A 23127-nucleotide genomic window follows, 5' to 3' on the forward strand; every position below is an offset into this window, starting at 1 on the left:
AAACTACTCTAATCCCTCTATATAAAGTGAAACTATAATCAGTGGGGGGGTTGTTCATCCCCCACTGATTATTAGCCCTCACCAATCGGGCTTTTACGGGCAGTTAATCTCCCACCTAACTTCTTTGCTCCAGCCGAATTTAGGGGCGGAAATTTTACTACCCACAAATAGAGGGACAAAACAAAGATATACAACACGTAAGAAAAGAGCCTCACTATTAGCAGCAAGGCTCTTTTCTATCATCAATATGCTAGCCTTTTGAATAAAAACTAGTAATAAATTTCATATCACTACTTTTCATCCATTAGCAAGTAAGTAATCCATTTATTTTTAAAACGAATCTTTTCTTATTCTACAGAGAAGATGAAAGAATACACCGGTTGGTTCCCTGCATGTACTTCTACTTCTGCATCTTCAAAGTTCTCTTCAACAAACGCAACTAATTCAGCCACTTCTTCGTCTGTTGCATCTTCACCTTGTAGAATCGTTACGATTTCAGAATCCTCATCAATTAGTGCTTCTAGTAATTGCTTCGCAGCTCCTACTTTTTCAGCGTTTGTTGATACGATTTTTCCATCTGCAATACACATGAAATCATCTTTTTGAATTGCCACACCGTCAATTTCCGTATCACGAACAGCATACGTAATTTGACCTGTTTTCACATGAGATAAAGCTTCGTTCATGTTTTCTTTATTCTCTTCTAACGTTCCAACTGGATTAAATGCTAACATTGCAGCCATACCTTGAGGAACTGTTTTCGAACGAACAACAATCACTTCTTGATCTACTACTGAAGCTGCTTGTTCTGCTGCCATTACGATATTCCCGTTATTTGGTAAAATGATGATTTTTTCAGCATTCGCCTCTTCAATCGCCTTCACGATATCCTCCGTACTTGGATTCATCGTTTGGCCACCTTCGATAACTTTCGTTGCGCCAATGCTCTCAAATAAAGTTTTAATACCAGATCCCATAGCTACAGTCACAATACCATACGGTTGTTTCTCTTTTGGTTGATTCGTTTGTTCAGGCTCCATAGCAGGTTCATCTAATAAAGCCGTATGCTGTTCACGCATATTTTCTACTTTGATCTTAATTAGACTACCGTAGCGTTGTCCATAGTTCATAGGATCTCCAGGATGTTCCGCATGAATATGAACCTTAACAACCTCATCATCTGATACAACAAGTAGTGAATCTCCGTACACACTAATATCTTCACGGAATTTTTGTTCAGAGAAATTATGTTCCTTCATTTTTTCAGGCTCTAATTTCACCATGAATTCCGTACAATATCCATACTTAATATCTTCTGTACTCAATTGGCTTTGTACACTACGGTGATGTTCTGCGCGTACCATGTCATTCATAGATGGTTGCGTCTGCACATTAGAAGAAATAGTTTCTCCTTTTAAGTCAGCTAAAAATCCTTCATATACAACAACTAGACCTTTACCACCGCTATCTACAACGCCAACTTGTTTTAATACAGGTAATAAATCTGGCGTACGATTTAACGATGCATTCGCTTCTTTTACAACGTCTTCCATAAACAAAACAAAGTCGCGCTGTTTTTTCGCAACTGTCACTGCATATTTACCCGTTTCTCTTGCAACCGTTAAAATCGTTCCTTCAATTGGTTTCATAACCGCTTTATATGCTGCCTCTACTCCAGCTTCTAAAGCTGCAGCAAAATCAACTGTTGTTAATTCTTCTTTTTGTTCAATGGATTTAGAAAAACCACGGAATAACTGAGATAAAATAACCCCAGAGTTACCACGAGCTCCCATTAATAATCCTTTGGCTAAACTTACGCCGACTTTACCAGCATGCTGTGAAGGGTTTTCTTTCACTTCACGTGCGCCTGAAGTCATTGATAAGTTCATGTTTGTACCGGTATCGCCATCTGGAACTGGAAATACGTTTAATGCATCAACAAGCTGAACATTATTTGTTAAATTATTTGCTCCTTGAATGATCATTTGTGATAAACGTTTTCCATCAATTTTTTGAATTGACACAGATTTTCCTCCTTAATGCACATTACAAGTTTATTACTTTAACTCCTTGTACGTAGATGTTTACAGAATCTACTGCTAGTCCTACAGTTTGATCTAATGTATATTTCACTTTAGTCTGCACGTTATGTGCTACTTCTGAAATTTTCGTACCATAGCTCACAATAATATACATATCAATATGTACTTCATCTTCATCTTTACGAACAATAACACCTCTAGTGAAGTTTTCTTTTCGTAAAATGTCTGTTAATCCATCTTTTAACTGATTTTTTGATGCCATACCTACGATACCGTAGCAATCTACTGCGGCACCTCCAGCAATTGTTGCAATTACATCTGTACTAATATCAATTTGACCGTACTTCGTTTTAATTTCAATTGACATCTCGTTTCCCCCTTCATAAATGGTGAAAGTGAGCTAGACTACTTTAGTTACTATCATATAATCTTTTTAAAGAAAATTCCATCGTTCTTTCTTTTCACTCTCATATTTTATGTTTATACTACACTTTTCTATGATGAGCAAAATAGTCCATTGTTATTATACAACATGTACCACTATAATATGTCAAGCAATTTTTCTTGATTTCAGCTTTTCTTCATTGATATATGGTGTCAAGTAATTTTTCTTGATTTCTTTTTTCTACGGTGTTGCATTCTCTTTTTAGTTGTGTTAAATTATAGTAGTGTTTTTAGCATCGCAAAAAAGGCTAACATTGAAAAATTACGCATGGTAAGGTATCAAGGGAGGGAAATATAAATGGCTCGTGTTTGTGCTATCACTGGAAGAAAAGCTCGTTCTGGTAACTCTCGTTCTCACGCAATGAACGCTACAAAACGTAAATGGGGCGCTAACCTTCAAAAAGTTCGCGTACGCATCGACGGAAAAGTTCAACGTGTTTACGTTTCTGCTAGAGCATTAAAATCTGGCAAAATCGAACGTGTTTAATAATAAAAAAAAGAGCCGCTAGGCTCTTTTTTTATTATACCAATGGAAAAAGCACCGGTAATAGGTGCTTTTTTTAGTCTTTTTTGAAGGTATTTAACATCGCACGTACAATTCCACCAAGAAATTTAGGTAACTTAATTGTATAAAATCTCATGGTTTCCCTCCTAATCCCCATTACTCCACTTGTTTACTATATGATGCAAGGAGCAAAATTGTTTCTTCAATCAGTGCTTCTTATCATCATTAATATGCCAGAAGTAAATGAAAAATTACCTTTTTCCACAATGAGTTCATTACTAATACAAAGTGTCGATCCCCACTCTATTGTTTTGTTAGTAAGAGAGTACTTAAATCCACGTAATGTAATACCTTCAACTATTTCAGTAACCGGTACAAAGGATACATAAGGAAAGTTTTCATTTTCTTCAATTATATGTTTACCAACTTTTTTTACTGTTATTTCATTTTTATTGTCTACAATACACATTTCTATCTCTGCCGCTAAACCTTTTAAAAGCATTTGTATATTTGCCAAACCATGATCAAGCCTTCCACCAGTCGCGCCAAAAATACGAATGAATTTCGGTTTTTGTTCTAAAGCCCAGCTAATTGCAATTTCTAAATCTGTTTGATCTTTTTCTCGCGGAACAATATGTAACTCATTTGTTTGCTGCCTCATCCATGCTAACTCATCCTCAGTAACCGAATCGTAATCTCCAAATGCAACGGCTGGAGTGATTCCACTTTTTAACAAACGGTACACTCCCCTATCAACCGCCGCCCACACTACTTCTTCATTTTCATATCGAGAAAAATCTGCGCAGTATTCTACAGGTCCTCCTGCCAAAATATGAACAATCATTTTTTCTTCCCTTTCTATTGTAAAAAGGCAATCTGCCATTCGGTAGATTGCCTTTCTCCTTATTTTTCGCTCTATCCTGTATAAAATAGTGAAGTCTTAATTAACTAGATGCTTCACTAGAATAAAGGCCATTCATTCTTTATCCACGAATTATACGAATTGCTTCACCGCGGTCTTTTTGATTGTATACTGCTGATCCCGCTACAAGAACATTCGCTCCTGCTTCAACACAAAGTCTTGCCGTTTCAGCGTTTACACCACCATCAACTTCAATTTCTACTTCTAGATTTCGCTCTTTAACCATTTCTGCAACTTCTTTAATCTTCGGTAATACAGAATGAATAAACTTCTGTCCACCAAATCCAGGATTTACTGTCATTAGTAATACCATATCTATATCTTCTAATACATGTTCAATCACCGAAACTGGCGTATGCGGATTCAATACAACCCCTGCTTTAATGCCATGAGATTTAATTAACTGAATTGTACGATGTAGATGAGGACACGCCTCTACATGAACAGTAATAATATCCGCTCCCGCTTTTGCGAAAGTCGGGATATAGTTATCAGGATTTTCAATCATTAAATGTACATCTAATGGTAATGATGTAATCGGACGGATAGCTTCTACAATTAATGGTCCAATCGTAATATTTGGTACGAAATGTCCATCCATTACATCGACGTGAATGTAATCAGCTCCACCTTTTTCTACATCTTTAATTTCTTCCCCTAATTTTGAAAAATCTGCTGATAAAATCGATGGCGCAATTTTAATCATGACTAATACCTCGGCTTTCTCTCTCTAATTTCTTCTACGAATTGTTTGTAATTCTTATAACGATACTCGGTTATCTTTCCTTCTTCAACCGCAACTTTCACCGCACATTTCGGCTCAGAAAGATGTGTACACCCTCTAAATTTACAGTATTGGCTCGCTTCTTTCAACTCTGGAAAACAATATGTAAGATCTTCTACCTCTATATCTATGAAATCAAGCGAACTAAAACCAGGTGTATCCGCAACAAGTCCGCTCCCAACTGTAATTAATTCCACGTGTCTTGTCGTATGTTTCCCGCGCCCTAAATGTGAAGAAATATCATTTGTTTTCAATTCTAAATCTGGACGTAAAACGTTTAACATTGAAGATTTTCCAACACCAGATTGTCCTGCAACGACAGAAACACAGCCCTCTAAGAATGGTTTCAAAATATCGATACTTTCCGATGTATTTATAGAAGTAAACAATACATCATAACCCATTTCACGATAATCATTTGCAAAAGCTTCAACAGTTTCCTTCATTTTTTCATTCACTAAATCCATCTTACTAATACAAATAATCGGCTTAATATTATGATATTCAATTTGTACTAAAAATCGATCTAACAGTCCGGGATTAAAATCTGGTTCTACTGCAGAGAAAACGAGAATCGCTTGATCAACATTAGCAATAGGAGGTCTAACAAGTTCGTTTTTTCGATCAAATACTTCTAACACATATCCTTCACTCGGATTATCTGCTTGAAAAACGACTTGGTCTCCTACAAGTGGCGTAATTTTATTCTTTCTAAATACACCACGCCCGCGACATTGTGTAATTCCTTCTTCATGCTGCACATAATAAAACCCACTTAGAGCTTTTACAATTTTTCCTTCTGGCATATAATTCTCCTTTATTTTGTATAAAGTGAAACTGTAATTAATAATGAATTGACTAGAGTTCTTTAAACAATTATTTAAAAACTAACTAAATATACACCCAGTTAATATATTTAAACTACCATCACATTCAAAATATTATTCACAATCATATCACCTTTATAGCTTTTGAATCATATATTTTTGCCTGCTATACCATCCATTATATAGACAGATAACAGGCAAGAGTAATAAAGTGAAACTTTGATCATTGGGGTTTTATCGATCCCCTCTGATTAGTAAAAGCCCTCACCAATCGGGCTTTTACGGGCAGTCAATTCCTGTCTACCTTCTTTGCTTTACAGCCGAATTTTGAGGCGGGAGTCTTACTACCAACAGATAGCAGGACAAATTCCATCCTCTATTAAACAAGAATGGAATCCATTATTATTGAGCTGGATATGGTACTTCTTTTTCTATAATCGTTACTCCATCTCGAACAATTTTATAATGTCCCTTTGAACCTTCTTGAATTACAAATTCTAAAGAAATAGTCGCTGACTCAGTAATCGTTCTCGTTTCAACTGGTCTATCCATTTTTTGCTGCATATCTTCTTTATAAATTTCTATTGTTTGCGGTTTTTTCTCACCTGTTGCAGAAGCTTCATATGGGATAGAAATATTATCCACTTTTACTGTTTTCGTCACTTTGGGCTTCGGACCATCAGAGATAACAATCGTTACTTTATCTCCTTCTTTTAAAGGTGTCCCAGGTTTTGGAAATTGAGAAATAACAAGTCCCTTTTCAACAGTATCTGAATACTCCCTTTTTATATCAGAAACAAGCTTTCTTTCATTTAAGTAACCTTTTACACTATTTTCAGTCCATCCTGAAAAATCACCTGGCCTAATTTGATAAGGCCCTTTACTTACCCAAATCTTCAGTTCTTGTTCTGCCTCTACTACCATTTGATCAGGCGTTGGTATTTGCTCTACGATTTCACCTTTCGGCTTATCATTTTCAATAAAATTAATGGTAACCTGTTTATATTTTTCTTCTAACTCAGCTCTTATACTCTCGAAATCTTTTCCTGTGAAGTCACTCATTTTACTTTTCTTTTTTCCACCTGATTGATAGATAGTGATTTTAGAGCTTTCTTTCACTACTCTTCCGGCTATTGGATCTGTTTTTATCACTTTTCCCACTTCAACATTATCTGTATATACAATGTTAGGTTCTGTAACTTCAAAGCCTTTTTCAACTAATGTATTTACAGCTGTCGTATACTTCATACCAGCCACATCAGGAACCTTCACATCTTTCGGAATAAAGAAGCCTGGAATAACAGTAAGCGCTAATGTTATCCCTATCGCTAAAAGTAAAAATGTTGTAATTAAAACCTTCAGCCATTTGTTACTGCGCTTTTTCTTCTTACCTGATTCGGTCTCTTCTTTTCTTGCTTGTTCATCCACTTTACTTCCTTTTAGCACAATTGTTTCATCACTCACATTTTGGAATAATTGTTCTTGTTGAATGATTGGAATCGCTTTCGTTGCTTCCATATCTTCTGGTATGTAAAATGGTTGTTCATTTATTCTTTCTGGATATAGCGCTGTTTCAATATCCCGTTTCATCGCGTTAGCAGATTGATATCGATGGAACGGATCTTTCGCAGTTGCCTTTAATATAATATTTTCAACACTTTGTGGAATATTTTCATTCCATCTTTTTGGAGATGGTATTTCATTTTGTAGATGTTTTAAAGCTATTGCAACAGCAGATTCACCCGAAAACGGTTGTCTTCCTGTTAACAATTCAAACATAACAATCCCAAGTGAATAAATATCTGATTGTTTATTCGCTATACCACCACGTGCTTGTTCTGGTGATAAATAATGTACAGAACCGAGCACCGAATTTGTATGTGTAATTGTTGTTGCACTTGTAGCTGTCGCAATTCCAAAGTCTGTGACTTTTATCACTCCATCATCTCGAATCAAAATATTGTGCGGCTTTATATCACGATGCACAATCTCAAAATGATGGGCGTGTGCCATGGCGGACGTTAACTGCTCCATTATATCAAGAGCTTCTCCTATCGGTAACATCCCTCGATCAATTATGTATTGCTTCAATGTTCGTCCAGGTACATATTCCATTACAAGATAATATATACCATCCTCTTCCCCAACATCATACATATTCACAATATTTGGATGCGACAACGTTGTAACAGATTGCGCTTCTCGATGGAAACGTTTAATAAACTCTTCATTATTTGAATAGTCGAGTCTTAATATTTTTACCGCTACATCTCGGCCAAGTATTTCATCATGAGCTAAATATACATTGGCCATTCCTCCACCGCCAATCATTTTCAGCAGCTTATAACGGTCATTTAAGCGTTTTCCAATCAGCACGTTGCACTTCACCTACTTTCGTTTGCCGAATCCGCATAATCAATAATAACGAGGGTGATATTATCTTCTCCACCACGATCATTTGCTAATTGAATGAAATGCTCTCCCTTCGCCTCGAGCTGTTCATTCAATTGTAAAATTTGTTGCATATCAGCCATAGGGACTTTGTTAGACAATCCATCAGAGCAAAGAAGCAATTGATCATCTTCTTCTAGAACTAATGTTTTAACATCTAATCCAACTGTTTCTTCTGTACCTAACGCTCTTAATAGAACATTCTTTTTCGGGTGATATTCTGCATCTTCTTTTGAAATTTCACCGTGCCTAACAAGTTCATTTACAAGTGAGTGATCTTCCGTTATAAGCGACATTTCTCCCTCTGATACCATATAACAACGACTATCTCCTATATGACCTATTGTTACAAAACTAGGTGTACAAATCGCTACGATAACCGTTGTTCCCATGCCATTACATTCAACATGCTGCTTAGAGTAAGCATATATACGCTCATTAATAATTCCAACGTTAGTATGTAACCACTTTTCTACTTTTTTAGGCTCATTCATATTATGCGTTTGCTTCCAATAATCATGGAATAATTGAATAGCCATCGAACTAGCTACATCGCCAGCTCGATGACCTCCCATTCCATCTGCTACTACCGCTAAAATATTTCCATCTAAATTGTGAAAAACTCCTGCACTATCTTCATTATGTTGACGAACTTTCCCTTTATCCGATAGAAACACGGCTTTCATCTCGTCACCTCGTCTCTTCTTTGCGCTCCTTTGCACGCAACTGACCGCAGGCTGCATCAATATCATGACCTTGTTCACGGCGAATTGTTACATTCACTCCACGATCTTTTAGCGTCTTTTCAAATAAGAAAATTTGCTCTCGTGGCGTACGTACATAATCACGTTCTGGCACGTAGTTTACCGGAATTAAGTTTACATGACATTTTACACCTTTTAAGAGCGCAGCAAGTTCTTCCGCTTGCTCAACTTGGTCATTTTCCCCTCCAAATAAGCCATATTCAAACGTAATACGACGCCCTGTTCTATTTACATAGTATTTAACAGCTTCCATTAAATCTGGTAGCTTATAAGCACGGTTAATCGGCATTAATTTTGAACGTAACTCTGTATTTGCAGAATGCAATGAAATCGCAAAATTGATTTGCATATCTTCTTCAGCGAACTTATAAATTTTTGGAACAATTCCACTTGTTGAAACTGTCATATGCCTTGCGCCAATATGAATTCCTTTTTCATGATTTACAATGCGTAAGAATGACATTAAGTTGTCATAATTATCAAACGGCTCTCCAATTCCCATAACAACAAGAGAACTTACACGCTCTTCTGTTTCATCAAGCGCACGCTGAACTTCTACTACTTGCGCTACAATTTCTCCAGCTTCTAGGTTTCGTTTTAGCCCACCAAGTGTAGAAGCACAGAACGTACAGCCAATTCGGCAACCAACCTGTGTTGTTACACAGATCGAATTTCCATATTCATGTCGCATTAATACCGTTTCAATAGAGTATCCATCGTATAACTGGAATAAGAATTTAATTGTTCCATCCGAAGACGTTTGTTTTACTAATGTATTTAAAGTAGTAATATCAAAGGAATTCGACAATTTATCGCGCAATCCTTTAGAAAGGTTTGACATATCCTCATAATTTTTTACACGTTTTTTATATAACCAATCAAAAATTTGCCCTGCACGGAATTTAGGTTCCCCTTGTTCCTTTAACCAATCTTGCATTTCATGAAGTTGTAAAGAGTAAATTGACGGTTTCTTTGTTTCTAGATTTTTCTTTTGTTTTTTTACAGTTGTTTCCATGATGCTACACCTTCTTTCTTAAACAAGCAATATAAAAGCCATCTGTTGCAAAATAATGCGGTAAAATTTGTACTTGACCTTCATCAATGTACGGACTTAATTTTTCTGGCATACGTTCTTTTATCGTAGTATCCCACTCAAATTCAGGATGCTCTTGTAAAAAACGTTCTATTACTTGTTCATTTTCTATTTTTTCAATTGTACACGTACTATAAACAAGGCGACCACCTTGTTTTAATAATGGTGCTATTTTGTCTAATATCGCAAATTGAATCGTTGATAATCGTTCACTATCGCCCTTATCTTTCCCTAACTTAATATCAGGTTTACGTCTTATAACACCGAATCCTGAACATGGCGCATCTACTAATATTTTATCAAAGGTTTCATTTTCAAAATGCTCTTGAACTTTTCTAGCATCTAATGCCTTTGTTTCTACATTTTCTAGACCAAGTCGATCTGCTTGTTGTCTAATTAAACGCACTTTATGTGCATGTAAATCAAGGGACATTACCTTACCAGTTCCCTTTAATCGCTCTGCAATATGCGTTGTTTTCCCGCCTGGGGCAGCACAACTATCAAGGACTGCATCGCCCTCATTTGGTTCTAAAGCACGTGCCACCAGCATAGAGCTTTCATCTTGAATAGAGAGAAATCCTTTTTTAAACGCTTCTGTATGCGCTACATTCCCTCTTTCAATTTGAATTGCATCATCTGACAAATCGCCACGTTTCGCTTCTATACCCTCGTTTGCTAATAGCCCAATCGCTTCTTCCACCGTAACTTTATCAACATTCACACGTGCTGTCGGTACAGGTGGTAACATATTTACTTCACACATTTTCCCTGCTGTCTCTAAACCGTATTCAGATACCCAGTCTTGTACAAGCCAAGCTGGATGACTCGTTGTAATCGCAAGACGTTCTACCGGATCCTTGATTTCTTCTAACGACGGTACACCTTCTCGCTGAATTGAACGTAATACTCCGTTCACCATGCCTGAAATCCCTTTATGCCCACGACGTTTCGCAATCTCAACAGCTTCATGAATAGCCGCTCTTTCTGGAACTCGGTCTAAATATAGCATTTGATATAAAGATAGGCGAAGCAACACTCTTACCCAAGCCTCAACCTTCTTTTTTAAAAATGGTTGTAAATAGTAGTCTAATGTGTCACGACGTTGAATTGTTCCATATACAATTTCAGTTAATAAGCCTATATCTTTTCTATCAATTGCACTTTTTTCAATCAGGTTATTTAAAAGTAAGTTGCTATATGCGCCACTTTTTTCTACTTGAATTAAACCATCAAGAGCTAACTCACGAACATTTTGTCTCATTCATTTTCTCCTAACTTCGTGCCAATTTCAGGTTTTGTTCCACGTAAAAACTGTGAACAACTCATGCGCTTTTTACCAGACGGTTGTAATTCAGTAATTTTAACACCTGTCTCATTACCTGTTGCAACAACAAATCCATCTTCTTCATGAGCGACTATTGTACCTGGTTCAGCTTTCTCTGCCATAGAAACTTTCTCTCCCCACCATACTTTTACAACTTGTCCTGCTAAAGTTGTATAAGCAACTGGCCATGGATTCAATCCGCGAATGTGATTGTATACTTCTTCACCTGTTTTTGTCCAATCAATTTTCTCTTGCTCACGTTTTATATTATATGCGAACGTTACTTCATCTTCATTTTGTTTAATTGGTTCTAGCTTACCTTGGATTAATAAAGGTACTGTTTTAGATAGAAGATGTGCACCTGCTTCACTTAACTTATCGAATAACGAGCCCGTCGTTTCACGCTCGTCAATTTCCACTTCTACTTGCGTTAAGATATCACCAGCATCTAATTTTTCTACCATATACATAATTGTAATGCCTGTTTTCGCTTTTCCTTCCATAATCGCATAATGAATCGGTGCACCACCGCGAAGCTCTGGAAGTAATGATGCATGGACATTAATACATCCGTACTTTGGTGCTTCTAAAATTTCGTTTGGTACAATCTGACCGAACGCAGCTGTTACAATTAAATCTGCCTCTAGTGCTAATACTTTTTCATATTCGTCTTGTTCACGAATTTTCAGTGGCTGTAGCACCGGAATACCATGTTTCTCTGCTTCAACTTTAACTGGAGTAGGCGTTAAAACCTTTTTTCTACCTACTGGACGATCCGGTTGTGTTACAACACCCACTACGTCATATCCATCCTCGATAAGACGACGAAGCACCGGTACAGAAAAGTCCGGTGTTCCCATAAATACTACTTTTATCATTCAAAAACCGCTCCTTTTAACACCTATTCTAATTCGTTTTCTTCATAATATCTCGTCACTTTAGATGTAAATAAAACACCATGTAAATGATCGATTTCATGCTGAATCGCACGCGCTAAGAAGTCTTTTGCTTCTAATAAGAATATTTTCCCACGACGATTTTGCGCACGCACTTTAATGTAATCTGCACGCTCCACTTCACCATAAAGTCCCGGAAAGCTTAAGCAGCCTTCGGGACCTACTTGTTCACCACGTTTTTCTAAAATAACCGGATTTATTAATTCTATTTTACCCGTATCATCACCGATATCAACAACAGCAACTTGTAAGCTCACACCTACTTGTGGTGCAGCTAAACCAACGCCATCTGCAATTAACATTGTTTCATGCATATCTTTTAACAATTTCACTAACTTTTTATCAAAGTTAATTACTCTTTCGCATGGTGTTTCTAATACTTCATTTGGATGCTTTACAATTTCTAAAACTGCCATATTTCCCTCCGCTACATTAACATTGTTGGATTAAAATCAATTGAGATTTGTAGCTCTTTTTGCATTTCTGCTTGATAATGTTCATTTACCATTTTGAGCACGTTCTTTAAGTTTGGTTCCCGTTTGTATTTTATCATGCATTGGTAACGATATCTATCTTTTATCCTTGGAATCGCTGAAGCAACTGGGCCTAATACCATTGTTTGCTGTGAGCAATGCGTTCGTAAATGACCGACAATTTTTTCCGTCACTTGGACTGCCTTTAATAATTCTGGATGAGATACGGTTACAAGCACAACGTAATAATACGGCGGATATTGTCTTGTTCGTCTCATTTGCATTTCATGTTCAAAAAACACATCATATTGCTGATTCTTTGCTAATTCTACACTGTAATGTTCCGGTGTATACGTTTGAATTACAACTTCCCCTGGCAATTCATGCCTTCCAGCACGTCCACTCACTTGCGTCAATAGCTGATAGGTCTTTTCACTCGCTCGGAAATCAGGTAAGTGCAGCATCGTATCTGCCGTTAATACACCTACAAGCGTCACTTTCGGAAAATCAAGTCCTTTTGCAATCATTTGTGTTCCCAGTAATATATCTGCTTTCTCTTCCCCAAATGCCTTTAGTAATTTTTCATGCATTCCTTTACGGCTTGTTGTATCTACGTCCATTCGAATGACTCGCGCCTGTGGAAATAGTTTTGTGATTTCTTCTTCTACCTTTTGTGTACCAGTACCAAAAAAACGAATGTATGTACTATTACAAGCCGGACACTCTGTTGGCATACTTTCCTCATGGCTACAATAATGACATTTTAAACGATGATTCATTTTGTGGTATGTCAACGAAATATCACAATGCGGACATTGTACGACATATCCACAATCACGGCACATCACAAACGTAGAATGTCCCCTTCTATTTAAAAAGAGAACCATTTGTTCTTTCTTTTCTAATCGATCTGCTATTTTCTCATGTAGTGCCTTTGAAAACATTGAGCGATTTCCATCACGAAGTTCTTCACGCATATCTACAATTTCTACGGTCGGCAAAGCTTGTTCATTCATACGTTTCTCCATCGTCAGCAACTCATAGACACCCTTTTTTGCTCTAGCAAATGATTCAAGTGTTGGGGTTGCACTTCCAAGAACGATTGGGCACTTATGATATTGCCCTCTCCACACCGCTACATCTCTTGCATGATATCTCGGATTATCTTCTTGCTTATAACTCGATTCATGCTCTTCATCTATAATGATAATTCCTAAATTTTCAAAAGGAGCAAAAATAGCTGAACGTGCACCAACTACAACTTTCACTTCTTTTCTTAAAATCTTTCGCCATTCATCATATTTTTCACCAACTGAAAGCGCACTATGAAGAACCGCAACTTGCGAACCGAACCTACCTTTGAAACGATCTACCATCTGAGGCGTTAACGCGATTTCCGGAACAAGTACAATAGCTTCTTTTCCCTTTTTCAACACCGCTGCTATAGATTGTAAATATACTTCTGTCTTCCCACTTCCTGTAACACCATATAGTAAAAATGGATTATAAGTTTCATTTGCAATTGATGATAAGATCGGTGTAATAACTTGCTTTTGCTCCTCAGTAAGCGGAAATGGTTTCGTTTGTTCAAAATCATCATCGTCATATGGATTCCGATATACTTCCACATACTTTTCTGAGATTAGTCCCTTTTTAACAAGTGCTTTTATTGGAGCATCTGTTATTTGCAACTCTTCTGTTATCACTTTCAACGGTACACTTTTATAATTTTCCACAAAATAATAGAGTACATCTTGTTGTTTTTTACTTTTCAGTTCAAATGCCGCTAATTCTAATTTATCTTCTGGCAACTCCGGCTGTACTACTCTTTGTTTTTTCTTTTGCACTTTATCCTTTACCTGATAAACAACTTCAATCGTGCCATTTTTAATTTCTTGTTGAATAGTGCGGTATAGATGCGGCTGCGTCTCAATCGCTTCCCAATCTATCGCCTCTTTGTTTTGAAATAAAAACAGTAGTTCAGGTGCTACTTCTTCTTGTTTACGAAGTTGTATCCGTTTTTTATACGTCGCTTTTATCGCTGTCGGAAGCATCACTTGAAAAGCTGAAATCATATAACATAACGTTTCACTTGTAAGCCAATATCCAAGCCTTAATAATTCCTCATTTAAAACCGGAGTAACATCTAATATTTCATGGAGTGCCTTTAATTTTTTACTTTCTACCTCAGCCGAGTCCTTTATGCCAATAATAAAGCCTTGCAATTTTCTTGGACCGAATGGAACTACTACACGCATTCCTGTTTGCACGATATCTTCCCATTTTTTAGGGATGATATAATCAAACGGCCGATCTGTTTGACGTGCTGGTACATCAACAATTACACTTGCAAACTTCATACACAATCATCTTCTAACATCATTTCGATTTGCTTTAATATTTCACGAGCCACTTCTTTCTTTGTTAAAAGTGGTAACTCAATAATCTCTCCATCTTTTCTATACATTGTTACAATATTCGTATCTGTACCAAAGCCAGCTCCTTGCGCCTTCACATCGTTCGCAACAATCATATTTGCATTTTTCTCGCGTAATTTTTTCGTCGCATATTCTTCTATATTCGTCGTTTCAGCTGCAAATCCAATAAGTAACTGTCGCTCTTTTTTCTCACCTAATGTTCTTAAAATATCTACTGTTCTTTCCAATTCAATAACAGCATCGCCATTTTGCTTTTTCATTTTATTATCGTGAACATATTTTGGGCGATAATCTGCAACTGCCGCTGTCTTGATAACAACATCTACATTCTGATAATGTTGAAGAACTGCCTCTAACATATCTTGTGCAGATTCTACTTGTCTTGTTGTTACATGTAATGGCGGATTTAATGCTGTCGGTCCTGACACAAGTATGACATCAGCACCTAAGCTTGCTGCAACTTCTGCAATCGCATACCCCATCTTTCCAGAAGAAAAATTCGTCATAAAACGGACTGGGTCAATCTTTTCACGTGTCGGGCCAGCCGTTATTAATATTCGCTTTCCTTGCAATGGTTTTTGTTCTGAGAAAACCTCTTCTAACCTTCCAATAATCACCTCAGGTTCTTCCAGTCTTCCCTTAGCTACATAACCGCATGCTAAAAAGCCTTCGCCAGGCTCAATAAATGTATATCCTAACGCTTTTAACGTCATCATATTTTTTTGAACAATTTTATTTTCATACATATGCACATTCATAGCAGGCGCAATCCAAACTGGAGCTGTAGTAGCCAACAACGTAGTCGTTATCATATCATCCGCAATACCATTCGCTAACTTCCCAATGCAATTCGCTGTAGCAGGTGCCACAAGTACAACATCTGCCCAATCCGCTAAATCAATGTGAGCGATAACCGCTGAGTCTTTTTCATCAAACGTATCCGTATATACATCGTGGCGAGAAAGCGCTTGAAATGTAAGAGGTGTAACAAACTTCATTGCCGATTCACTCATCATTACTTTTACAGTAGCACCCGCTTGTGTCAATTTACTCGTTAACGCAGCTGCCTTAAAAACTGCAATGCCTCCTGTTACACATAGAAGTATCTTTTTCCCTTTTAGCATATGACTCGTCCTCTTTCTTTTTCAAACTTATTCTACTGAAATAGAATTTTCAGCTCGTCAGTACCAATATGTTGTTCCACCTTGTTACGATTATTTCTTCCCTATCGTAAAAAAATAACAACCTACTTGTAAATAGGTTGTTACCGTTACATAGAAAATTATAAAGTCTATGTTTTAATTTGTCGAAAAGAATGTCTTAATCGATGATTTTGTCTTCACTTGGTACATATTTTAATACTTCTGCATCGATTTCTTCTAATGATTTACCTACACATTTATGAGAAACAGGTTGCTCAATAACACAATTGTTCGCAAGTTGCATTTCACGCGCACGCTTCGCAGCTACTGTTACAAGCGTATATTTAGAATCGATTTTTGTTAATAATGAATCAATTGATGGATTTAACATAATTATAGACCCTCCGTCATTTCTTTATAATATTTTGCTACTCTTTCGCGGCGGCAATGTTCGCCAACCACAATTGCTTTAATTCTGTCGCAAGCTAATTCAACTTGATCGTTTTCTACAACATAGTCATAAGCGTCCATCATTTCGATTTCTTCTTTCGCTACAGTTAAACGATTTTCAATAACATCTTCAGTTTCTGTACCACGACCGACAATTCGGTTCTTTAGTTCAGATAAACTTGGAGGTGCTAAGAAAATAAATACACCTTCAGGGAAGGCTTTCTTAACTTGAATTGCTCCTTGTACTTCAATTTCTAGGAACACGTCTTTTCCTTCTTGTAATGTTTTTTCAACATAATCAATTGGTGTTCCGTAATAATTACCAACAAACTCAGCCCATTCAAGTAACTTTTCATTACGAATCATTTCCTCAAATTCTTCTCTCTCTTTAAAGAAATAATCCACACCATCTACTTCACCTTCACGCGGTTTACGCGTCGTTACTGAAATAGAATACTGAAAACGTGTATCCTCATGGCTAAATAGCTCTTTTCGAACCGTTCCTTTTCCAACCCCAGAAGGTCCTGAAAGAACGATGAGCAATCCTCTTCTACTTCTCATAAATATGTAAAACCTACCCTTCCTCACTTAAATCTTCTTTATTATTCAAACGATGTGCAATCGTCTCTGGCTGAATTGGACTTAATACTACATGCCCATCATCCATAACAATAACCGCCCTTGTTTTTCTCCCATACGTAGCATCAAGCAAAGCATTATGTTCACGTGCTTCCTGTACTGTTCGTTTAATAGGAGCTGACTCCGGACTTACAATAGCAATAATTCGATGAGCAGATACAATATTTCCGTATCCAATATTTAAAAACCGCATGGCCATAGTTTGCGCCTCCTAGTAAGTCTATCCGATTTCTCCACCACGTATAACTTTATATATTTTTTGAAAGCTACTCAATATTTTGTACTTGTTCACGAATTTTTTCAAGGTTATTTTTCATTTCTACAACATATTTTGAAATTGTTAAGTCATTTGCCTTAGAACCAATCGTATTAATTTCTCTATGCAGCTCTTGCACGATGAAGTCCATTTTCCTTCCAACAGGCTCTTCAATCTGCAGTGTTTCACGAAATTGATCTAAATGACTTTGTAAACGAACTAACTCCTCGTGAATATCACAACGCTCTGCAAACATTGCGACTTCTGTTAGCAATCTTTGTTCATCTAAATCTTGATTATGTAATTCTTTTAAGCGATTTTCTAATCGTTCACGATATTTTTGTGTAACAATTGGTGCATGTGGAATAATTGCATTTACACAATTGTGAATCTCTTGCAAACGATACGCTATATCTTTATGTAATCGTTCTCCTTCGCCATCTCTCATCGTTTTTAACATATGAGCAGCTTGGCGAACAGCCTCATATAAACTGTTTTCAAATTGTTCATTTACATTTTCTATTTCTTCAATTGCCGTTACTTCTGGCATTCCCATTAGTTGCCCGATTGTAATAGAATCTTGTAATTGAAATTTCCCTTTTATATCTTCCATAATGGATTGGTACTGCTTGAGAAGCTCCCAATTCACACTTAATTTTCTTTCAACAAGCCCTTCACCTGTTATACTAATAGACACTTCAATACGTCCACGGCGAACTTGTTCTGCAATTATTTTACGAATTCTGTCTTCAAACACCATCATTTGCTTCGGAAGTCGAATACTCATTTCTAAAAAGCGATGGTTCACCGACTTCATTTCTACTGTTATTTGAAAAGTATCATTTTCTACTTTCGACCTTCCAAATCCTGTCATACTACAAATCATCTTTATCACATCCAAGCCATGAAATAACTCAATGAAAAAGGTAATAGAGACAAGGCTCTACTACCTTCTGTAAATTATATCATATTTTCATATCATTGACTATTTCAAGTTTAGTCCCTTCTTATATAACAGTGGCTTTTTCTTTTTATCCTTCGTTCTTGTTAATAAAGATCCTACTAATAAGAAAGTCGGAATAGATGATAATCCTCCAATTAACAACCAATCTCGTGCTTGTATCGGCATTGTGCTAAAAATCGGCTGTAATGGTGGATAATATATAACTACAAGCATTAACAGTAAAGAAATAATAACCGCCCCTACTAAATATATATTTCCAAACGGGTTACGATGAAATATAGAATGTTCACTACGACAATCAAATACATGAATAAGCTGAGCAAGTACTAATGTTGCAAAAGCTACCGTTTGTGCATACTTTAATTCATTTGGATGCTGGTTAAATGCAATAATAAACGCTACTAACGTCACTGCTCCGATTAGAAAACCACGACTTATAATTTTCCACGCAAGCCCTCTAGCGAACACCCCTTCTTTCGGATGGCGTGGTGTTCTCTTCATGACATCTCCTTCAGGCTTATCCAAACCTAATGCCATCGCTGGTAAACCGTCAGTAACTAAGTTCACCCATAAAATTTGAATTGGAACCATCGGCAATGGCAGTGCAAGTAACATCGCAAATAACATAACTAAAATTTCACCAACGTTAGATGCTAGCAAATATCGAATAAACTTCCGAATATTTTCATATATGTTTCTACCTTCTTTAATCGCCGATTTAATCGTAGCGAAGTTATCATCTAACAAAACAAGTGAAGAAGCTTCTTTTGCAACATCTGTCCCTGTAATTCCCATCGCAATCCCTATATCAGCTGTTTTAATAGCTGGAGCATCGTTCACTCCATCACCTGTCATAGCTACTATATGCCCCTTATTTTGCAGCGCCTTAACGATTTTCAATTTATGCTCAGGAGACACTCGAGCGAATACATACGTATCTTCTACAATATCTTCTAATGCCTCTACATCCATATTCGCAAGTTCTACACCTTCAACAACGCGTCCACCAGCTGGTAAAACCCCTAACTGTTCCGCAATTGCCATTGCTGTCACTTTATGATCTCCCGTAATCATTACCGTTCTAATACCAGCTTCCTTACACTCCTTCACCGCTTGCGCCACTTCTGGTCTTGGCGGATCTATCATTCCTTGTATTCCAACAAGCATAAAATCCTGCTCTACTTCTCTTTCATGCTCAATTGAATCTGTAGCTTTTAACGGTTTAAATGCCACCGCAATCGTTCGTAAAGCTTGACTTCCTAGACTATGAATCGCTGCCTGCACTTCTTTTCGATACATTTCACTTAAAGGCTGCTGTTTATTCCCCCATAAAATCGTTTGGCTCATTTGCAATAGAACATCTGGTGCTCCTTTTGTAATAACAAATTTTTTCCCTTCACGATCACGAACGATAACGCTCATCATTTTTCTAGTTGAATCAAAAGGAAATTCACGAATGACTTCAAATTTCCCTTTAAGAGCTTCACGTGATATTCCCGCCTTCATTGCAGCAGCTACGAGAGCTCCCTCTGTTGGATCTCCATCTAACACATACGTCTTTTTCTTTTGAATAACATTCGCATTATTACATAAACAGCCAAATGTGAGTAGTTGATACAGTGATTTCGTCTTAGTAGGGTCAATTACTTCTTCACCTTTCATAAACGAACCCGTTGGCTCATAGCCTTGACCTGTTACTTTCCACAATTCTCCGCCTGACCACATATGTGTTACCATCATTTTGTTTTGTGTCATTGTTCCTGTTTTATCTGAGCAAATAACAGAAGCACACCCTAACGTTTCTACAGCTGGCAACTTTCGCACAATTGCTCTCTTTTTAATCATGCGCTGTACACCAAGTGATAGCGCAACTGTAACGATAGCTGGTAATCCTTCCGGAATAGCCGCAACTGCGAGCGAAACCCCAGCCAAAAACATGTGATACACTTCATTCCCCTGATATACACCAGCTAATACTACAAGAGCTGTCAAAATAAGAGCGACAATAATTAAAATTTTCCCTAGCTGTTCTAACCTTCTTTGTAATGGTGTTTCCATTTGCTCAGCATTTTGCAACATATTTGCAATTTGGCCCATAGCTGTATTCATTCCAGTCGCTATGACTACCCCTGTTCCAGCACCTCTCGTTATCATCGTCCCCATAAATGCCATGTTTTTTTGATCACCAATTGAAACATCTTGGCCTTGTAATGCTTCTACCTTCTTTTGTACCGGTACTGACTCCCCTGTAAGAGCAGACTCTTCGATATATAAACTTGAAGATTCCACAAGACGAACATCCGCGCCAATACGATCACCACTAGAAAACTTAATAATATCACCTAATACAAGCGCTTTAGACGGCGCTTTTACCCACTTCCCATTTCTTAGCACCGTAACTTGAGGAGCTGCCAACTCTTTTAAAGCTTCCAACGATTTTTCAGCTTTCCTTTCTTGGAAGAAACCAAGGATACCATTGATAATAACGATTGCAACAATTGCAATTGAATCGATATATTCTCCTAAAAAAGCTGAAATAATTGTTGCACCAAATAAAACAAGTACCATAAAATCTTTAAATTGCGCTAAAAACACCATAAGTGCAGAAGGCCGCTTTGCTTCTTGCAATTCATTTGTACCAAATTTCCTTAATCGCCCCTCTGCTTCTTGCTCTGTAAGACCTACCTCCACATTCGTATTCGTTCTTTCCTCCACTTCATGTGCTCGCATTTCATACCAATTCATCCTGCCATCGACCTCCTGATTCCAGACATACTCTAATGAAAGCTTATTCAGCCTCGTCCAAAAAAATGCTATAATTAACTTTTAGTTAGAAAGGAGTGTTCATTTATGGCATTCGATGGATTATTTACAAGAGCGATTACACATGAAATTGCAAATTCTCTTTACACGGGAAGAATTTCCAAAATATATCAACCTTCAAAATACGAGATTTTATTACATATTCGCGCAAACGGAAAGAATCAAAAACTGATTCTCTCCGCTCATCCGACATATGTACGTTTACACTTAACAAACCAAAATTACGATTCACCCGCACTTCCACCAATGTTTTGTATGCTTCTCCGCAAGCATTTAGAAGGTGGTTTCATTGAAAAGATTGAACAAATTGATTTAGAGCGCATTATTCAAATTACAGTTCGCAGCAGAAATGAAATTGGTGATGAATCGCTAAAGACATTAGTAATTGAAATCATGGGACGACATAGTAACATCATTTTAGTAGACACAAAAACAAACAATATTTTAGATAGCTTAAAACACGTTTCTTTAGCAGTAAACCGACATCGAACTGTATACGCTGGAGCTGAATATATTGCACCACCAGCACAACATAAAATTAACCCGCTTCAGATTGAAACAGATGATGAATTTATTAGACCGCTAGACTTTCTATCTGGAAACATGGATAAACAGCTTGTCGGCACCTTTACGGGAATATCACCGTTATTCGCAAAAGAAGTAGTGAAAAAAGCAGGTTTGGTAAATGAAAAAGCATTATCTGAAGCATTTTTCTCCATACAAAAGCCATTACTAACTCATACATATTCACCAACAATGAGTACTGCAAACGGGAAAGAATTCTTTTATCTTTTCCCTCTTACGCACTTACAAGGAAAAGAAAAAACATTCTCATCAGTAAGCGAATTGTTAGATCGCTTCTTCTTCGGTAAAGCAGAGCGCGATCGTGTAAAACAACAGGCGCATGATTTAGAGCGCTTTATGCAAAACGAAAAAAATAAAAATGAGAAAAAACTCATTAAACTAGAAAAAACATTACAAGATGCCGGGAAAGCAGATAAATATCAACTTTTTGGAGAGCTACTTACAGCCAATATGTATGCTTTGAAAAAAGGTGACAAAGATATTGAAGTCGTTAACTATTACGACGAAAATGGTGGGACTGTAAAAATCACATTAGATCCTTTAAAAACACCATCCGACAATGCACAACGCTATTTCCAAAAATATCAAAAAGCAAAAAATTCAGTTGTTGTTGTAGAAGAACAAATCGAAAAAACAAATGAAGAAATTCTTTATTTTGATAGCTTACTTCAACAAATGGAAGCTGCTTCTTCAAAAGACATCGAAGAAATTCGCGAGGAATTAGCCGAAGAAGGTTATATGCGCAATCGCAAAGCAAAAAATGCTAAGAAGAAACCAACTAAACCGGTATTGGACAAATATTTAGCTAGTGATGGAACAGAAATTTTCGTCGGCAAAAACAATAAACAAAATGATTATTTAACAACGAAATTTGCCCGTCGTGATGAAATTTGGTTACATACGAAAGACATACCTGGCTCTCATGTTGTCATTCGTTCTTTGGAACCCGCTGAAGAAACTTTACTAGAGGCTGCAAAAATCGCCGCTTATTACAGTAAAGCAAAAGAGTCTAGCTCTGTACCTGTTGATTTCACGAAAATACGTCATGTGAAAAAACCGAGTGGTGCAAAACTTGGCTTTGTTACATATGACAATCAGCAAACTGTATATGTAACACCGGATGCTGATACTGTAATGAAATTAAAAGCATAAATATTAAAAAATGCGTTGCTTGCAAGCGACGCATTTTTTATATGGTTTCAATTCAGTTCATATATCCATTCACTAATTCATAACATCTTTCTT

The 23127-nt window shown here is 37.0% G+C and carries 21 protein-coding genes; 2 read left to right on the plus strand and 19 right to left on the minus strand.

From position 1 onward, the window contains the following. Window positions 1-347: 347 nt before the first annotated feature. Together ACP6L7_RS15795 and ACP6L7_RS15800 are read right to left on the minus strand one after the other, a co-directional pair. Complete coding sequence (locus ACP6L7_RS15795; protein WP_097830949.1) at window positions 348-2024, minus strand: DAK2 domain-containing protein; 1677 nt, start codon at window positions 2022-2024, stop codon at window positions 348-350. Between the two features lie 22 nt (window positions 2025-2046). Next, on the minus strand, window positions 2047-2409 hold the full coding sequence (locus ACP6L7_RS15800) for an Asp23/Gls24 family envelope stress response protein (RefSeq protein ID WP_000021109.1): 363 nt from the start codon (window positions 2407-2409) through the stop codon (window positions 2047-2049). 375 nt (window positions 2410-2784) lie between these two features. Here ACP6L7_RS15800 and rpmB point away from each other — a divergent pair, with 375 nt between their 5' ends. Next, on the plus strand, window positions 2785-2973 hold the full coding sequence (rpmB, locus tag ACP6L7_RS15805) for a 50S ribosomal protein L28 (RefSeq protein ID WP_000124776.1): 189 nt from the start codon (window positions 2785-2787) through the stop codon (window positions 2971-2973). Between the two features lie 73 nt (window positions 2974-3046). Here rpmB and spoVM read toward each other — a convergent pair whose 3' ends face one another. From spoVM to ACP6L7_RS15890, 17 genes are all read right to left on the minus strand, one after another. After that, entirely contained in the window at window positions 3047-3127 is an 81-nt protein-coding gene (spoVM, locus tag ACP6L7_RS15810; RefSeq protein WP_001213599.1) for a stage V sporulation protein SpoVM, read from the minus strand. 66 nt (window positions 3128-3193) lie between these two features. Beyond that, window positions 3194-3874, minus strand: a complete 681-nt coding sequence (locus ACP6L7_RS15815; RefSeq protein ID WP_141533253.1) for a thiamine diphosphokinase — start codon at window positions 3872-3874, stop codon at window positions 3194-3196. A 100-nt stretch (window positions 3875-3974) separates the two neighbouring features. Continuing rightward, window positions 3975-4619 carry a ribulose-phosphate 3-epimerase gene (gene rpe, locus ACP6L7_RS15820; protein WP_000589964.1) on the minus strand — a complete coding sequence of 215 codons (645 nt, stop codon included), beginning with the start codon at window positions 4617-4619 and terminating at the stop codon, window positions 3975-3977. A 2-nt stretch (window positions 4620-4621) separates the two neighbouring features. Then, entirely contained in the window at window positions 4622-5503 is an 882-nt protein-coding gene (gene rsgA / locus ACP6L7_RS15825; protein WP_097830948.1) for a ribosome small subunit-dependent GTPase A, read from the minus strand. Window positions 5504-5926: 423 nt separating this feature from the next. Further along, window positions 5927-7900: a Stk1 family PASTA domain-containing Ser/Thr kinase gene (pknB, locus tag ACP6L7_RS15830; protein WP_097830947.1), complete on the minus strand. Its 1974-nt coding sequence runs from the start codon at window positions 7898-7900 to the stop codon at window positions 5927-5929. A gap of 8 nt (window positions 7901-7908) precedes the next feature. After that, on the minus strand, window positions 7909-8661 hold the full coding sequence (locus tag ACP6L7_RS15835; protein ID WP_097830946.1) for a Stp1/IreP family PP2C-type Ser/Thr phosphatase: 753 nt from the start codon (window positions 8659-8661) through the stop codon (window positions 7909-7911). A 4-nt stretch (window positions 8662-8665) separates the two neighbouring features. Further along, window positions 8666-9754, minus strand: coding sequence for a dual-specificity RNA methyltransferase RlmN (gene rlmN / locus ACP6L7_RS15840; protein WP_000450535.1), 1089 nt, complete (start codon window positions 9752-9754; stop codon window positions 8666-8668). Window positions 9755-9758: 4 nt separating this feature from the next. Next, window positions 9759-11093, minus strand: a complete 1335-nt coding sequence (gene rsmB / locus ACP6L7_RS15845; protein ID WP_097830945.1) for a 16S rRNA (cytosine(967)-C(5))-methyltransferase RsmB — start codon at window positions 11091-11093, stop codon at window positions 9759-9761. Continuing rightward, window positions 11090-12034, minus strand: a complete 945-nt coding sequence (gene fmt / locus ACP6L7_RS15850; protein ID WP_097830944.1) for a methionyl-tRNA formyltransferase — start codon at window positions 12032-12034, stop codon at window positions 11090-11092. The genes rsmB and fmt overlap by 4 nt, the downstream gene beginning before the upstream one ends. A 23-nt stretch (window positions 12035-12057) precedes the next feature. After that, on the minus strand, window positions 12058-12528 hold the full coding sequence (gene def / locus ACP6L7_RS15855) for a peptide deformylase (RefSeq protein ID WP_002173124.1): 471 nt from the start codon (window positions 12526-12528) through the stop codon (window positions 12058-12060). Between the two features lie 11 nt (window positions 12529-12539). Continuing rightward, a complete protein-coding gene (gene priA, locus ACP6L7_RS15860) occupies window positions 12540-14945 on the minus strand; it encodes a primosomal protein N' (RefSeq protein ID WP_097830943.1) in 2406 nt (801 codons plus the stop codon). After that, a complete protein-coding gene (gene coaBC, locus ACP6L7_RS15865; RefSeq protein WP_097830942.1) occupies window positions 14942-16147 on the minus strand; it encodes a bifunctional phosphopantothenoylcysteine decarboxylase/phosphopantothenate--cysteine ligase CoaBC in 1206 nt (401 codons plus the stop codon). Before coaBC ends, priA begins: the two co-directional genes overlap by 4 nt. A 196-nt stretch (window positions 16148-16343) precedes the next feature. Next, window positions 16344-16556, minus strand: a complete 213-nt coding sequence (gene rpoZ, locus ACP6L7_RS15870; protein ID WP_000933968.1) for a DNA-directed RNA polymerase subunit omega — start codon at window positions 16554-16556, stop codon at window positions 16344-16346. A gap of 2 nt (window positions 16557-16558) precedes the next feature. Continuing rightward, complete coding sequence (gene gmk, locus ACP6L7_RS15875) at window positions 16559-17176, minus strand: guanylate kinase (protein WP_001257739.1); 618 nt, start codon at window positions 17174-17176, stop codon at window positions 16559-16561. Window positions 17177-17189: 13 nt separating this feature from the next. After that, window positions 17190-17453 carry an extracellular matrix/biofilm regulator RemA gene (remA, locus tag ACP6L7_RS15880; RefSeq protein ID WP_001251456.1) on the minus strand — a complete coding sequence of 88 codons (264 nt, stop codon included), beginning with the start codon at window positions 17451-17453 and terminating at the stop codon, window positions 17190-17192. Window positions 17454-17520: 67 nt separating this feature from the next. Further along, window positions 17521-18396 carry a YicC/YloC family endoribonuclease gene (locus ACP6L7_RS15885; protein WP_097830941.1) on the minus strand — a complete coding sequence of 292 codons (876 nt, stop codon included), beginning with the start codon at window positions 18394-18396 and terminating at the stop codon, window positions 17521-17523. A gap of 99 nt (window positions 18397-18495) precedes the next feature. Then, window positions 18496-21219 carry a calcium-translocating P-type ATPase, SERCA-type gene (locus ACP6L7_RS15890; protein ID WP_097830940.1) on the minus strand — a complete coding sequence of 908 codons (2724 nt, stop codon included), beginning with the start codon at window positions 21217-21219 and terminating at the stop codon, window positions 18496-18498. Between the two features lie 105 nt (window positions 21220-21324). Here ACP6L7_RS15890 and ACP6L7_RS15895 point away from each other — a divergent pair, with 105 nt between their 5' ends. Beyond that, on the plus strand, window positions 21325-23034 hold the full coding sequence (locus tag ACP6L7_RS15895) for an Rqc2 family fibronectin-binding protein (protein ID WP_430529304.1): 1710 nt from the start codon (window positions 21325-21327) through the stop codon (window positions 23032-23034). The last annotated feature ends 93 nt before the right edge of the window (window positions 23035-23127 follow it).

Origin of the sequence: Bacillus silvicola (assembly GCF_050524305.1) — a bacterium.
Lineage (GTDB): Bacteria > Bacillota > Bacilli > Bacillales > Bacillaceae_G > Bacillus_A > Bacillus_A cereus_AT.

What these genes read in the sequence shown, in the direction of transcription:
- ACP6L7_RS15800 (WP_000021109.1), bottom strand. Translation starts at nt 2,409, where the DNA reads ATGTCAATTGAAATTAAAACGAAGTACGGTCAAATTGATATTAGTACA.
- rpmB (WP_000124776.1), top strand. Translation starts at nt 2,785, where the DNA reads ATGGCTCGTGTTTGTGCTATCACTGGAAGAAAAGCTCGTTCTGGTAAC.
- spoVM (WP_001213599.1), bottom strand. Translation starts at nt 3,127, where the DNA reads ATGAGATTTTATACAATTAAGTTACCTAAATTTCTTGGTGGAATTGTA.
- ACP6L7_RS15815 (WP_141533253.1), bottom strand. Translation starts at nt 3,874, where the DNA reads ATGGCAGATTGCCTTTTTACAATAGAAAGGGAAGAAAAAATGATTGTT.
- rpe (WP_000589964.1), bottom strand. Translation starts at nt 4,619, where the DNA reads ATGATTAAAATTGCGCCATCGATTTTATCAGCAGATTTTTCAAAATTA.
- rsgA (WP_097830948.1), bottom strand. Translation starts at nt 5,503, where the DNA reads ATGCCAGAAGGAAAAATTGTAAAAGCTCTAAGTGGGTTTTATTATGTG.
- ACP6L7_RS15835 (WP_097830946.1), bottom strand. Translation starts at nt 8,661, where the DNA reads ATGAAAGCCGTGTTTCTATCGGATAAAGGGAAAGTTCGTCAACATAAT.
- rlmN (WP_000450535.1), bottom strand. Translation starts at nt 9,754, where the DNA reads ATGGAAACAACTGTAAAAAAACAAAAGAAAAATCTAGAAACAAAGAAA.
- rsmB (WP_097830945.1), bottom strand. Translation starts at nt 11,093, where the DNA reads ATGAGACAAAATGTTCGTGAGTTAGCTCTTGATGGTTTAATTCAAGTA.
- fmt (WP_097830944.1), bottom strand. Translation starts at nt 12,034, where the DNA reads ATGATAAAAGTAGTATTTATGGGAACACCGGACTTTTCTGTACCGGTG.
- def (WP_002173124.1), bottom strand. Translation starts at nt 12,528, where the DNA reads ATGGCAGTTTTAGAAATTGTAAAGCATCCAAATGAAGTATTAGAAACA.
- priA (WP_097830943.1), bottom strand. Translation starts at nt 14,945, where the DNA reads ATGAAGTTTGCAAGTGTAATTGTTGATGTACCAGCACGTCAAACAGAT.
- coaBC (WP_097830942.1), bottom strand. Translation starts at nt 16,147, where the DNA reads ATGCTAAAAGGGAAAAAGATACTTCTATGTGTAACAGGAGGCATTGCA.
- rpoZ (WP_000933968.1), bottom strand. Translation starts at nt 16,556, where the DNA reads ATGTTAAATCCATCAATTGATTCATTATTAACAAAAATCGATTCTAAA.
- gmk (WP_001257739.1), bottom strand. Translation starts at nt 17,176, where the DNA reads ATGAGAAGTAGAAGAGGATTGCTCATCGTTCTTTCAGGACCTTCTGGG.
- remA (WP_001251456.1), bottom strand. Translation starts at nt 17,453, where the DNA reads ATGGCCATGCGGTTTTTAAATATTGGATACGGAAATATTGTATCTGCT.
- ACP6L7_RS15885 (WP_097830941.1), bottom strand. Translation starts at nt 18,396, where the DNA reads ATGATTTGTAGTATGACAGGATTTGGAAGGTCGAAAGTAGAAAATGAT.
- ACP6L7_RS15890 (WP_097830940.1), bottom strand. Translation starts at nt 21,219, where the DNA reads ATGAATTGGTATGAAATGCGAGCACATGAAGTGGAGGAAAGAACGAAT.
- ACP6L7_RS15895 (WP_430529304.1), top strand. Translation starts at nt 21,325, where the DNA reads ATGGCATTCGATGGATTATTTACAAGAGCGATTACACATGAAATTGCA.